Origin of the sequence: Mycolicibacterium iranicum, from assembly GCF_014190915.1 — a bacterium.
GTDB lineage: Bacteria > Actinomycetota > Actinomycetes > Mycobacteriales > Mycobacteriaceae > Mycobacterium > Mycobacterium iranicum_B.
Window position 1 is genome coordinate 50,822 of sequence record NZ_JACHVU010000013.1, and the last position, 13,197, is coordinate 64,018.

Annotated in this window: 11 protein-coding genes; 5 read left to right on the forward strand and 6 right to left on the reverse strand. The window is 70.2% G+C overall.

Translation table 11 applies throughout. The features are described from left to right. Nucleotides 1-49 precede the first annotated feature (49 nt). Genes FHR72_RS22205 through FHR72_RS22220 form a run of 4 tightly spaced genes read right to left on the reverse strand, consistent with a single transcriptional unit; the run spans nt 50 to nt 4,230 of the window. The gene (locus tag FHR72_RS22205; protein WP_183472223.1) at nt 50-1,528 is read right to left on the reverse strand and encodes a precorrin-2 C(20)-methyltransferase; all 1,479 of its coding nucleotides are present in this window, start codon (nt 1,526-1,528) and stop codon (nt 50-52) included. Further along, on the reverse strand, nt 1,525-2,151 hold the full coding sequence (locus FHR72_RS22210; protein ID WP_183472226.1) for a precorrin-8X methylmutase: 627 nt from the start codon (nt 2,149-2,151) through the stop codon (nt 1,525-1,527). Before FHR72_RS22210 ends, FHR72_RS22205 begins: the two co-directional genes overlap by 4 nt. A 9-nt stretch (nt 2,152-2,160) precedes the next feature. Then, nucleotides 2,161-3,279 (reverse strand): precorrin-3B synthase, encoded by a 1,119-nt coding sequence (cobG, locus tag FHR72_RS22215; protein WP_183472229.1) that lies wholly within the window; start codon nt 3,277-3,279, stop codon nt 2,161-2,163. Between the two features lie 30 nt (nt 3,280-3,309). Continuing rightward, the gene (locus FHR72_RS22220; RefSeq protein ID WP_183472232.1) at nt 3,310-4,230 is read right to left on the reverse strand and encodes a TauD/TfdA dioxygenase family protein; all 921 of its coding nucleotides are present in this window, start codon (nt 4,228-4,230) and stop codon (nt 3,310-3,312) included. 185 nt (nt 4,231-4,415) lie between these two features. Here FHR72_RS22220 and FHR72_RS22225 point away from each other — a divergent pair, with 185 nt between their 5' ends. The 4 genes from FHR72_RS22225 to FHR72_RS22240 are packed head-to-tail and all read left to right on the forward strand — an operon-like array spanning nt 4,416 to nt 7,979. Beyond that, nucleotides 4,416-5,063 (forward strand): ABC transporter permease, encoded by a 648-nt coding sequence (locus FHR72_RS22225; protein WP_183472235.1) that lies wholly within the window; start codon nt 4,416-4,418, stop codon nt 5,061-5,063. Further along, on the forward strand, nt 5,060-6,229 hold the full coding sequence (locus FHR72_RS22230; protein WP_183472238.1) for an ABC transporter ATP-binding protein: 1,170 nt from the start codon (nt 5,060-5,062) through the stop codon (nt 6,227-6,229). The genes FHR72_RS22225 and FHR72_RS22230 overlap by 4 nt, the downstream gene beginning before the upstream one ends. After that, a complete protein-coding gene (locus FHR72_RS22235) occupies nt 6,226-7,005 on the forward strand; it encodes an ABC transporter permease (RefSeq protein WP_183472241.1) in 780 nt (259 codons plus the stop codon). The genes FHR72_RS22230 and FHR72_RS22235 overlap by 4 nt, the downstream gene beginning before the upstream one ends. After that, complete coding sequence (locus FHR72_RS22240; protein WP_183472244.1) at nt 7,005-7,979, forward strand: glycine betaine ABC transporter substrate-binding protein; 975 nt, start codon at nt 7,005-7,007, stop codon at nt 7,977-7,979. Before FHR72_RS22235 ends, FHR72_RS22240 begins: the two co-directional genes overlap by 1 nt. A gap of 295 nt (nt 7,980-8,274) precedes the next feature. Here the strand turns inward: FHR72_RS22240 and FHR72_RS22245 are convergent, their stop codons facing one another. Continuing rightward, nucleotides 8,275-8,685: a VOC family protein gene (locus FHR72_RS22245; RefSeq protein WP_183472246.1), complete on the reverse strand. Its 411-nt coding sequence runs from the start codon at nt 8,683-8,685 to the stop codon at nt 8,275-8,277. 18 nt (nt 8,686-8,703) lie between these two features. Further along, a complete protein-coding gene (locus FHR72_RS22250; RefSeq protein ID WP_183472249.1) occupies nt 8,704-9,510 on the reverse strand; it encodes a helix-turn-helix domain-containing protein in 807 nt (268 codons plus the stop codon). Between FHR72_RS22250 and cobN the strand changes: the two genes are divergently transcribed. Beyond that, nucleotides 9,509-13,195, forward strand: a complete 3,687-nt coding sequence (cobN, locus tag FHR72_RS22255; RefSeq protein ID WP_183472252.1) for a cobaltochelatase subunit CobN — start codon at nt 9,509-9,511, stop codon at nt 13,193-13,195. The two genes, FHR72_RS22250 and cobN, sit on opposite strands and share 2 nt — an antisense overlap. Nucleotides 13,196-13,197 lie beyond the last annotated feature (2 nt).

The following is a 13,197-nucleotide window of genomic DNA, read 5'->3' on the forward strand; positions in this document are numbered from 1 at the left end:
GCGAGGTTAACCCGCAGTTCTGACGAGTGTCAACGATGCGCGACGCGCGTCAGGCCTCCGGATAACGCCGCAGCGTGAAAACCCGATCGGCGCCGTCGGCGCGATGCCAGCGGGTCTGCGACGACCCGATGATGAGAAGGCAACGCATGTCGACGTCGGCCGGGTCCAGCTCGCCCAACGGAACGACGCGTACCGACTCGCCCGGCCCCGCGACGTCCCGGCCGATGACCACCGGCGTGGCCGGGTCGCGGTGCTCCAGCAGCAGGTCACGCATGGCCGCGACCTGCCAGGTGCGGGTCTTGGACGCCGGGTTGTAGATGGCCAGGACCATGTCAGCGGCCGCGGCGGCCGACACCCGCCGGGCGATCACCTCCCACGGCTTGAGCCGATCGGACAGCGAGATCACGGCGTAGTCGTGGCCCAGGGGCGCGCCGACGCGGCTGGCCACCGCCTGCGCGGCGGTCATCGCGGGGATGACCCGGACGTCCACGCCCGGCCACTGCTCGGCCTCTTCGAGCACCGCCGTCGCCATCGCGAACACCCCGGGGTCGCCCGAGGACACGACGGCAACGGTGCGGCCCTGCTCTGCCAGCTCGCAGGCCAGCCGGGCGCGCGCGGGCTCGTCGGTGTTGTCGCTGGGGTGACGGTGCTGCCCGTCCCGGACACCGACGCGGTCCAGGTAGGGCCCGTAGCCGATCAGGTCGGTGGCCGCCGCGAGCTCGTGGCGGCTCTGCGGTGTCATCCAGTTCGAGTCGCCGGGGCCCAGCCCGACCACCGCCACCGACCCGGTGCCGCGCGGGGCGGGCCGGTCGCCGGCGAGCATCGTGATGGCGAAGTACGGCACGGAGTCGTCGTCGACGTCCGCGGCGGGCAGCACCCGCTGACGCTCGGTGCTCGCGCGCTCGACGTAGTACGCGTCACCGAGGCGGCCCGAAGCTGAAAGCGCCTGACGTACAGCAGGATACGAGCGTCCCAGTTTCATGATCACCGCGGCGTCGGTGTCGGCGAGCCGGCGCTGCAGTTCGTCGGCGGGCAGCGTGCCGGGCAGGATGGTCAGTATCTGATCGCCCTGGACCAGCGGCGTCGACACCGCTGCCGAGGCCGCGCTCACCGAGGTCACCCCCGGCACGATCACGGCGTCGAAGCGCTGCGTCAGCCGGGTGTGCATGTGCATGTAGGAGCTGTAGAAGAGCGGATCGCCCTCGGCCAGCAGCGCGACGTCGCGCCCGGCGTCGAGGTGCGCGGCGATCCGGTCGGCCGATTCCCGGTAGAAGTCGTCCATCGCCCCGGCGTAACCACCGGGGTGGTCGGACGTCTCCGTCGTGACGGGGTAGACCAGGTGCTCTTCGATCTGCCCGTCGCGCAGGTATGGCTCGGCGATGCCGCGCGCGATGCTGCGCCCGTGCCGCGCGCTGTGGTAGGCCACCACGTCGGCGGCGGAGATCACCCGCGCGGCCTTGACCGTCACCAGTTCGGGGTCACCGGGCCCGAGTCCCACGCCCCAGAGCGTGCCCACCCGGCCGGTCATTCTTGTTCTGCCGCAATCGCGTTGACGGCGGCAGCGGCCATTGCGCTACCTCCGCGGCGGCCCGTGACCACGAGATATGACATGCCGCGGTCGTTGTCGATGAGCTCCTGTTTGGACTGGGCCGAGCCGACGAACCCGACGGGGCCGCCGAGCACCGAGGTGGGCGGGGCGACGCCGTCGTCGAGGAGCTCCAGCAGCCGGAACAGGGCGGTGGGGGCGTTGCCGATGGCGAAGACCGCCCCCGGGATCCGGTCCACCCACAGGTCCACCCCGGCCGCCGAGCGGGTGCTGCCGAGGCGGGCCGCCAGGTCGGCGGCACGCGGGTCGGCCACCAGGGACACGACCTCGTTGTCGGCGGGCAGACGCATCCGGGTGATGCCCGACGCGACCATCGAGGAATCGCACAGGATCGGCGCACCGGCCGCCAGGGCCGCGTGCGTGCGGGTCACCACATCCGGGGTGAACTCGACATGCTCGGCGACGTCGACCTGTCCGCAGGTGTGGATCAGCCGGACGACCACGCGGGAGACGTCATCGGGGAATCGGGCGAGGTCCGCCTCGGCGCGAATGGTCGCAAACGACTGCCGATAGATCTCTGCGGCGTCGCGGATGTAGTCGAGCACCCGCCCACCCTACGGGTGCGGTTCGCGGGCCCGGTAGCCGTCTCCGGTAGCCACCAGCACCTGGCCGTGGGCCGGGCTCCCGCATGCCCGCTCGCAGCCGACGAAGTGCCGATGCGAGGTGATCGCGGGGTCGACCGCCGCGGCGGCGTCGGCCCGGACGTCGGCGATCGAGTGTGCGCATCCGGGGCTGCCGGTGCATGCGGACAGCGCCAACCAGGGGGAGTCCTCGTCGAAGACCAGGCCCAGCGGTGCGAGCACGCGCAGCGCGACGTCGGCGACCCCCTCGTCGAGATCGAAGAGCAGGACCGACCGCCACGGAGTGACGGCCAGCGGTGCGCCGACCGCCGCGAGGTAGCGCGCCAGCTGGGCGTCGAGGACCCCGAGGGGGATCGCCGCGCCGAGGGTGATCAACCCGTCGTCCTGCTCGATCCACCCCACCGGGGGGCGGGTCTGCGCGGCCCAGGTCGTACCGGGCGGCGCGGTGGGTGTCCGGGTGCCCAGCAGCACCGCGGGATCGTCGAGTTCGCCCACACGCCAGTGCTTGTCGCGGATGTCGAGGAAGCGCCCGGCGATGTCGAGCAGTTCGTCGACGGCCTCGCCCAGGGCGATCCGCACCCCGGTGTCCCGGCCGGCGAGCAGCAGAGCGGCGCGGGATCCGTCGAGCGCGTGCACCCCGACGTCGGCGCCCAGTCCCGAGATGTCGGCGCGGCCGTCGTCGATGCCGAACAGGAACCGGCCCGGCAGTGCCGCGAGGCGGGGGTCGCGGCGGATGGCGGCATCGAGATCGGCCACCAGGCCGCGGACGTCGGCGAGCCCTCCGTGCCGGCCCGACAGCGGCGACGCCACGATGTTGCGCACCCGCTCGTGGGTGGGCGTCGGCAGCAGGTCAGCCGCGGCGAGACGGCCGGCGACTGCCGGGGCGTCGTGGACGCCCCGGATCTGCAGGTTGCCGCGGGACGTCAGCTCCAGGGTCGAGGAGCCCAGTTCCGAGGCGGTCTGTGCGAGCGCCTCCAGCTGCGCGGCGGTGATCGCACCTCCGGGCAGTCGAACCCGGGCGAGCTCACCGTCGGCGGCCCGATGTGTCTGGAGTGCACCGGGACACGCGTCGTCGTCGCGAACCCTGGCCATCCGTCCACGGTACCCGCCGGCACCGCTCGGTCAGCTCGCGAGCCGGACCGGTTCGACGACCGCGGAGTAGGTCGACGCGTCGCCGGCGACCACCCGGCTGCGTTCGCCGTGGACGTCGACGGGGATGTCGCCCGCCAGGGTGACGCGGCTGAGACGCCGGAACTGGTCGTCGTAGTCGGAGACGGCGTAGTGCTGGGTCGCCCTGTTGTCCCACACCGCGATGTCGCCCAGCTCCCAGCTCCACCGAATGGTGTTCTCCAGCTTCGTGATCCGGTTCTGCAGCAGCTGGAACAGCGCCGCGGACTCGGACTGGCCCAGGCCGACGAAATGCTTGACGAAGTGGCCGAGCAGGAGCACCTTGCGGCCCGTCTCCGGGTGCACCCTTACCACCGGATGCTCGGTCTCGTAGTAGTCGGAGACGAACTCCTCGCGGTACTGCCGTTCGGTGTCGGCGAGGTGCTCCAGGCGCGCGTCGACGTCGCCGGCGTAGTCGTAGGTGTTGGTGTGTACCGCCCACAGGCTCTCCGCGAGCGCCCGCAGGGGTTCGGGCAGCCTGTCGTAGGCGGCTTCGGTCGAGGCCCATGTGGTCGTCCCGCCGTACGGCGGCAACGTGATCGCCCGTAGCAACGACGCCTTGGGGATGCGGTCGACGAACGTGACGTCGGTGTGCCAGCTGTTGGCCTTGTCGTAGCGCGAGTCGATCGGCAGCACCTTGGCGCCGCGCGACGTGACCGTCGGATGCGCGGTCGTCGGCGTGCCCAGCATCCGGGCGAACGCCAACTGGCTGTCGTCGTCGAGGCCGTGCTGCCCGCGCAGGAAGATCACCTTGTGCTCCAGCAGCGCGTCGTTGATCCGGTCCGCGGTCGCGGCATCCACGCCGCGGGCGAGGTCGACCCCGTCGACGCGCGCACCGATCCGAGCGCCGAGCTTGACCACCTTCACCGATGACACGTTCCCACCTCCATAGCGTGAGCTCAGTTGCTGGGCTCCCGTGCCACTGTGTCGCGGATCGGCGCGCGCTCACACCCTTAGATTCACCGCGAATCGAAACCGCGCCGTTTCAGCGAAGTCAAGATCGGGTAAGGGAGATCAGCGCCAGTCAACGGATCGTGCATAGCGCGGGAAAGTCGAGAGCAGTGAGCTCCCTGTGGGAATACGTCTCTGCGCACTATCCGCAGTTGATCTTCGATTCATACCAGCACGTCAGCGCGGTCGTGCAGAGCGTGCTGATCGCCACCGTGCTCGGCGTGCTGATCGGGGTCCTCAGCTATCGCAGCGCCCTGGCGGCCAATCTGGCCACCACCACCTCCAGCGTCATCCTGACCGTTCCGTCGTTCGCGCTGCTCGGTCTGTTGATTCCGCTGTTCGGCCTCGGCGTGATCACCAGTGTGACCGCCCTGGTGCTGTACTCGCTGCTGCCCATCGTGCGCAACACGATCGTCGGTCTCAACGCCGTCGACCCCGCGCTGACCGATGCCGCCCGCGGTATCGGGATGAGCAGGCTGGACACGTTGCGCAGGGTGGAGCTCCGGCTGGTCTGGCCGGCCATCCTGTCCGGCATGCGGCTGAGCACCCAGATGTCGATGGGGGTGCTGGCGATCGCGGCCTACGTCAAGGGGCCCGGGCTGGGCAACCTGATCTTCGCGGGCCTGGCACGGGTCGGCAGCCCCACCGCGCTGCCGATGGCCTTGAGCGGCACCTTGCTCATCGTGACCCTCGCACTGGCGCTCGACGCCGTCCTGGTCCTCATCGGGCGGCTCACGACCTCGAAAGGCATTCGGTGACAGAGCAATTAGACCCTACCGGGGTGCGCATAGAACTCGACCACGTGTCGAAGGTGTATCCGGGAGCCAGGCAACCGGCCGTCGACGACGTATCCCTGGAGATCCCCGCCGGGGAGATCGTGATCTTCGTCGGCCCGTCCGGGTGCGGGAAGACCACGACGATGCGGATGATCAACCGGCTCAGCGAGCCGACGTCGGGCCGCATCCTGATCGGCGACAAGGACGCGCTGTCGATCAAGCCCACCGAGCTGCGCCGCTCCATCGGCTACGCCATCCAGCAGGCGGGACTGTTCCCGCACATGACGATCCGCCAGAACGTCGGGCTCGTTCCCGGCCTTCTCGGCTGGGACCGGGGCCGTATCGGCGACCGGGTCGACGAACTGCTCGACCTGGTCGGCCTCGAACCCACCCAGTACGCCGACCGTTACCCACGCCAGCTCTCCGGCGGCCAGCAGCAACGTGTCGGTGTGGCCCGGGCCCTGGCGGCCGACCCGCCGGTGCTGCTGATGGACGAGCCGTTCGGCGCCGTCGATCCCATCACCCGCAGCACGCTGCAGGACGAGTTGCTGCGGCTGCAGACCGAGCTTCGCAAGACCATCGTCTTCGTCACCCACGACTTCGGGGAGGCGGTGAAACTCGGCGACCGGATCGCGGTGCTGGGACAGCAGTCCAAGGTGCTGCAGTACGACACCCCGCAGAACATCCTGGCCAGCCCCGCCGACGACACTGTCGCCGGCTTCGTCGGCTCCGGGGCGTCGCTGCGTCAGCTCGGGCTGCTGCGCGTCAAGGACGTCGCGCTCGAGACGCGCCCGTCGGTGCACCGCGGCGACAGCGTCGACCACGTCCGCTCGGTGATCGCCGGCAGCGAATGCGACTGGGCGGTGGTCCTCGACGACCGCGAGCGTCCCGTCAGCTGGGTGCGGGAAGGCCGGCTCCGGCATGCCGATTCACTCGCCGACGCCGTGGAGACGCTGGACCTGGTGAGCACCCAGTCGACGCTGGAGGACGCCCTGGAGGCGATCCTCGCTGAGCAGCACGCGTCGGCCGTCGTGGCCGGGCCGGGCAACCGCTACATGGGGGTGGTCACCCTGGACACCCTGATCGACACGATCACCAGCCTGCGCGCCGACGCCGAGGCGTCCACCGCCGCCGAAGGCCCGTCGTGACGACGGTGACCGACACGGCCGCGGCGTCCGGCACACCCTCGGCGACGCGGGCTGAGCGGCTGCGCCTGTTCGTCCAGCCGGTGCTGGTGCTGATCGTCGCGGCCGCCGTGGTGTTCTGGGCGTTCCACCGCGAGCTGACCGCCACCCAGCAGGAGAACATCAACCCCGCCAACGTCGCCACGCTGATCTGGCAGCACCTGCTGATCACCGCCGCCGTCACCGCGATCGTGCTCGTCATCGGTGTCCCACTGGGCGTGTTGGTCACCCGCCCGGGCGCGAAGGTGTTGCGGCCCTTGTTCGTCGGTATCGCCAACGTGGGGCAGGCCGCACCCGCGATCGGCTTGCTGGTCCTGCTGTTCCTGCTCACCGCCAAGACCGGCTTCTGGATCGGTGTGCTGCCGATCGCGCTCTACTCCCTGCTTCCGGTGCTGTCCAGCACGATCCTGGGCATCGATCAGGTGGACCGGCCGCTGATCGACGCCGGTCTCGGGCAGGGCATGTCGCGGCGGTCGCTGCTGGTGCGCGTCGAGCTGCCGCTGGCCGTCCCGTACATCCTCGCCGGGCTCCGTACCTCGCTCGTGCTGGCCGTCGGCACTGCGACGCTGTCGTTCCTGGTCAACGCCGGCGGTCTCGGCATCCTGATCGACACCGGCTACAAGCTCCAGGACAACGTGACGCTGATCCTGGGCAGCGTGCTGGCGGTCTGCCTTGCGCTGCTGGTGGATTGGCTGGGCGGGCTGGCCGAGTACTTCATCAGCCCGAAGGGGCTGCGGTGATGAGGCTGCGTTCGACACTGGCCGTGGCGGCGACGCTCGTGCTGACCCTGTCGGGGTGTGGGCTGGGGTCGGGCAGCACGGTGCCGCTGGAGGTCGGTCCCGGTTCGGTGCAACCGAACCCCGCCCTGGAAGGCGTCCGCATCACGGTCGGCTCCAAGGAGTACACCGAGCAGGTGATCATGGGTTACATCCTGGAGTTCACACTCGCCGCGGCGGGGGCCGAGGTGCGTGACCTCACCGGCATCGTCGGATCCCGAAGCACCAGGGAGGCACAGCTTTCCGGGCAGGTGGACGTCGCCTACGAATTCACCGGCAACGCCTGGATCAACTACCTCGGACACGAAAAGCCCATCCCCGACACCAGGGAGCAGTACGAGGCCGTCCGCGACGAGGATCTCGAACGCAACGACATGGTGTGGCTGGAACCCGGCCCGATGGACGACACCTATGCGCTCGCGGCGAGCCCGCAGACCGTCGAACGTACCGGCGTGCGCACTCTGTCGGACTACGCAGCGCTGGTGCTGCGCAACCCCGCCGCGGCGCGCACCTGCGTCGACACCGAGTTCCGCGCCCGCCAGGACGGCTTCCCGGGGATGGCCGCGGCCTACGGATTCGATCCGGCCCGCGCGCAGACCCCGATCCTGCAGGTGGGCATCATCTACCAGGCCACCTCCGACGGCACCGAGTGCGACTTCGGCGAGGTGTTCACCACCGACGGCCGCATCGCCGCGCTGAACCTGACGGTGCTGACCGACGACAAGCAGTTCTTCGCCCACTACAACCCGTCGGTGACCATGAAACGCGAGTTCTTCGAGGCGCATCCGGAGATCGCCGAGGTCACCGCCCCGGTCACGGCCGCGCTGACCAATGAGGCGATCACCGAGATGAACAAGCAGGTCGATGTGGAGGGCCGCGATCCCAGTGCCGTGGCCCGCGACTGGATGGTCTCGGAAGGCTTCGTCACCGCCGACTAGTGGTCTGCGCCGTTTTGGGCGACCGAGTGGACCGCCCAGCGCGCAATCTGTGACCGTCGTCACTTCGGCGCGAAGCTGGTTCCGTCCGGCACAGAACGCCCGCTCAAGGTGATACCGGCGGTACCGTCCTGCTTACTGAATCCGTGTCGAACACGATGTCCGCCCGGATTCGCCACGACTTTCGGAGGTATCCATGTTCGCACTCATCGTGTTCGCCGCAATCATCGCGCTGCTGGTCACCGCGATCGGCATGCCGTACCGGCAGACCTGGTACGGCCGCTGGCAGGGCTGACCATCACCGGGCCGCGCTCGGGCGGTAGGTGCCGAAGCTCCAGATGTTGCCGTAGGGATCGCGGGCCGCGAACTCATGGGACCCGTAGTCCTGGTCGGTGACCGGCATGACGATCTCCGCGCCGGCCGCGCGCGCCCTGTCATGGAGCGCGTCGACCCCGGCCGGGGTCTCGATGACGACGTAGACGACGACCGGACCCGGCAGCGCGAAGATGCTGTCCCGGTCGGCGTCGTCGACCATCACCAGGCCGGTGCCGATCGCCACCTCGGCGTGCTGGAGAGGCTGGACGGGGTCGGGCGGTACGAGAAGCGTCGGTTCGGCCCCGAAAGCCTGGACGAGCCAGTCGATGGCCTTGCGTGGCTCGGTGAACGGGACGATCGGCACTGCGCCGAGGAAAGTCGGGTTCGAAGTCATGACCCGACGGTAGGGGGCTCAGACCGTCACGTCTTGTACGGAATTGACGGTGCGCATTTCGCCCGGTGTGAGACCGGACAACTCGCGCACCTCCCGCGACAGGTGTGCCTGGTCGAAGTAGCCGCACTCGGCGGCGGTCTCCGTCAGATCGGCCCCGCGTTCCAGGTGCAGGCGGGCCCGCTCGAACCGGATGATCCGCGCCACGGTCTTGGGCGGCAGTCCCACCGCGTCGCGGTAGCGGGCGATGAGCCGCCGATGGCTCCAGCCGAGCTCGGCGGCCAGGGACCCGATCGTGGCGGCGCCACCGCTGGCCACGATCTGCCCCAGCGACCACGCCACGCCGGCGTCCACCTCGGGTGCCTCGCACAGCCGGTCGGTGAGCGCGGCATCCACGATCGCGAAGCGCTGGGGCCAGCTGGGGGCGTCTCCGATGCGCTGCACCAGATCGGCGCCGGAGGGGCCGAGCACCGCCTCGATCGGTACCGACCGGTTGGCGAGCTCGGCCAACGGGACCCCCAGCACACGTCGCGCACCGAGCGGGGTCAGATCGATCTGCAGGCACTGCACCGAGCCCCGGTGGCCGACCAGCACGGGTCCGTCGGTGAGGCCGGCCACGAACGACCGCAGCCGCAGCGGGGCGGAGCCGACATGTTCGCGGTGGGCCACGGTCCACGCGTCGTCCAGAGTGATGATGACCGGGACGAACGAGCAGGCGAGCTCGCGGAAGACGCCGGGGACCCCGTCACGCGCGGTGAAGCCCTCGTAGCGCAGCACCACCCCGCGCAGCGACGGATCCGGGGTGCCTACGGCGACGCCCGCGCTCATGGCGTCCACCGTAGTCCGGTACGAATGTGGGGTGAGTGAACCCGCCGCCTCGCCGACCGTGCTGCTCCTGTCGACGTCGGACACCGACCTGATCACCGCCCGCGCCAGCGGCGCCGCCTACCGCTGGGCCAACCCGGCGCGGCTGGTGGAGGGGGAACTCGACGAGCTGCTCGACGGCGTGGACGTCGCCATCGTGCGCATTCTCGGTGGATACCGGGCGTGGGAGGACGGCATCGACGCCGTCGCGGCCAGCGGTATCCCGACCGTCGTGGTCAGCGGGGAGCAGGCTCCCGACGCCGACCTGATGAACTACTCGACGACGCCCGCGGGCGTCGCGCTGCAGGCGCACATCTACCTCGCCCAGGGCGGCGTCGAGAATCTCGGGAACCTGCACGCTTTCCTGTCGGACACCCTGCTGATGACCGGCTTCGGGTTCGCCGAGCCCGTCGCCACCCCGAGCTGGGGTGTGCTCGAACGCCCCGCGCGCGCCGGCGCCGACGATGGCACCGACGACGGCGACCGGGGCCCCACCGTGGCCGTGCTCTACTACCGGGCCCAGCATCTGGCGGGCAACACCCGCTACATCGAGGCGCTGTGCGACGCGATCGACGACGCCGGGGGAACGGCGCTCCCGGTGTTCTGCGCGTCGCTGCGCACCGCCGACGACGCGCTGATCGAACTGCTCGGCACCGCCGACGTGCTCATCACCACCGTCCTGGCTGCGGGTGGCGCCACGCCGGCGGCGGTCGGCGCAGGCGGCGCAGACGACACGTGGAACGTGGCACACCTTGCCGCCCTTGATGTTCCGATCCTGCAGGGGCTGTGCCTGACGAGCTCGAAGGCCCAGTGGGAGGCCAACGACGACGGGCTGTCGCCACTCGACGTCGCCACCCAGGTGGCGGTACCCGAGTTCGACGGCCGGATCATCACGGTTCCCTTCTCGTTCAAGGAGATCGACGACGAAGGTCTGATCTCGTACGTGCCCGATCCGGAACGGTGCGCCCGCGTCGCGGGTTTGGCGGTGCGGCACGCGCGGCTCCGCGCGATTGCGCCCGCCGACAAGCGGGTCGCGATCGTGTTCTCGGCCTACCCCACCAAGCACGCCCGCATCGGCAACGCGGTGGGCCTGGACACCCCGGCCAGCGCGATCAGACTGCTGCAGGCCATGGGCGAGCGCGGCTACCACCTCGGGGAGCCGGGCGAGGTGCCGGGGCTGGAGGCCGGCGACGGCGACGCCCTCATCCACGCGCTGATCGAGCGCGGGGGACAGGACCCCGCCTGGCTGACCGAGGGGCAACTGGCCGGGAACCCGATTCGCGTGTCCGCCAAGGACTATCGCGCCTGGTTCGCGACGCTTCCGGCCGAGCTCACCGATGCCGTCACCGAGCACTGGGGCCCCGCTCCCGGCGAGCTGTACGTCGACCGCAGCCGCGACCCCGACGGGGAGATCGTCATCGCGGCGATGCAGTCGGGCAACGTCGTGCTCATGGTCCAGCCGCCGCGCGGGTTCGGAGAGAACCCCGTGGCCATCTACCACGACCCGGACCTCCCACCCAGCCATCACTACCTGGCCGCCTACCGGTGGCTGGGACGGGGTTTCGGGGACACCGGCGGCACCACGTTCGATGCCGATGCGATCGTGCATCTCGGCAAGCACGGCAACCTGGAGTGGCTGCCCGGCAAGACCCTCGGCATGTCGTCGGCGTGTGGCACCGACGCCGCACTGGGCAACCAGCCGCTGATCTACCCCTTCCTGGTCAACGACCCGGGCGAGGGGACCCAGGCCAAGAGACGGGCCCACGCCACCCTCGTCGATCACCTGATCCCGCCGATGGCCCGGGCCGAAAGCTACGGCGACATCGCCCGGCTCGAGCAGTTGCTCGACGAGCACGCCAACATCTCCGCGCTCGACCCGGGAAAGCTGCCCGCGATCCGCCAGCAGATCTGGACGCTGATGCGCGCAGCGAAGATGGACCACGACCTCGGCCTCGAAGACCGGCCCGACGAGGATTCGTTCGACGACATGCTGTTACACGTCGACGGCTGGTTGTGCGAGATCAAGGACGTCCAGATCCGCGACGGCCTGCACATTCTCGGTGAGACGCCGTCCGGCGACTCGCAGATCGACCTCGTCCTGGCCATCCTGCGCGCCCGCCAGTTGTTCGGTGGCGAGCAGACGGTCCCCGGGCTGCGCGAGGCGCTGGGCCTCAAGGAGAACGGCGAGGAGGGCCGGCTCGACCGCACCGCGGTCGACGACGCCGAAGCCCGCGCCCGCGAACTCGTCGTCGCCCTCGCCGAAACCGGTTGGGACGCCGCAGCGGTCGACTCCCTGACCGACAACGCCGACGTCGCGGCCATTCTGCGCTTCGCCGCCACCGAGGTGGTGCCCCGGCTCGCCGGCACGGCGGGGGAGGTCGAGCAGATCCTGCGGGCCCTCGACGGGCGGTTCATCGCGTCGGGCCCGTCGGGTTCGCCGTTGCGGGGACTGGTCAACGTCCTGCCGACCGGACGCAACTTCTACTCGGTCGACCCCAAGGCCGTTCCGTCGCGGCTGGCCTGGGAAACCGGTGTGGGCCTGGCGGACTCGCTGCTGGAACGCTATCGCAGTGACTACGGCCGCTGGCCGGAGTCGGTGGGGCTGTCGGTGTGGGGCACCTCGGCGATGCGCACCTCGGGCGACGACATCGCCGAAGTCCTTGCGCTGCTGGGCGTCCGGCCGGTGTGGGACGACGCGTCGCGGCGGGTCGTGGATCTGGAGGCGATCCCGCTGGCCGAACTGGGTCGCCCCCGCATCGACGTCACCGTCCGCATCTCCGGGTTCTTCCGTGACGCCTTCCCCCACGTGGTGGCCATGATCGACGACGCCGTCCGCCTGGTCGCCGATCTGGACGAGGCGGCCGAGGACAACTTCGTCCGCGCGCACGCCCACGCAGACCTGGCCGACCACGGTGACCACAGGCGCGCCACCACAAGGATTTTCGGATCCAAGCCGGGAACCTACGGCGCGGGCCTGCTGCAGCTCATCGACAGCAGGAACTGGCGCGACGACGCCGATCTCGCCGAGGTGTACACCGCCTGGGGCGGGTTCGCCTACGGGCGCGGCCTCGACGGGGCCCCCGCGACCGACGACATGAACCGGTCCTACCGCCGAATCGCCGTGGCGGCCAAGAACACCGACACCCGCGAGCACGACATCGCCGACTCCGACGACTACTTCCAGTATCACGGCGGCATGGTGGCCACCGTGCGCGCCCTGACCGGCAAGGACCCCGCCGCCTACATCGGCGACAACACCCGGCCCGAATCGGTGCGCACGCGCACCCTGTCCGAGGAGACCACCCGGGTGTTCCGCGCCCGCGTGGTCAACCCGCGCTGGATCACGGCCATGCGCAGGCACGGTTACAAGGGCGCGTTCGAGATGGCGGCCACGGTCGACTATCTGTTCGGCTACGACGCGACCGCCGGGGTGATGGCGGACTGGATGTACGAGCAGTTGTCGCAGAGCTACGTGCTCGACGACGAGAACCGCAAGTTCATGAACGAGTCCAACCCGTGGGCGCTGCACGGTATGGCCGAGCGGCTGCTCGAGGCCGCCGGACGCGGCATGTGGGCCGCGCCGGAGAAGGCCACCCTGGACGGGCTCAAGCAGGTGCTGCTGGAAACCGAGGGCGACCTGGAGGGGTGACA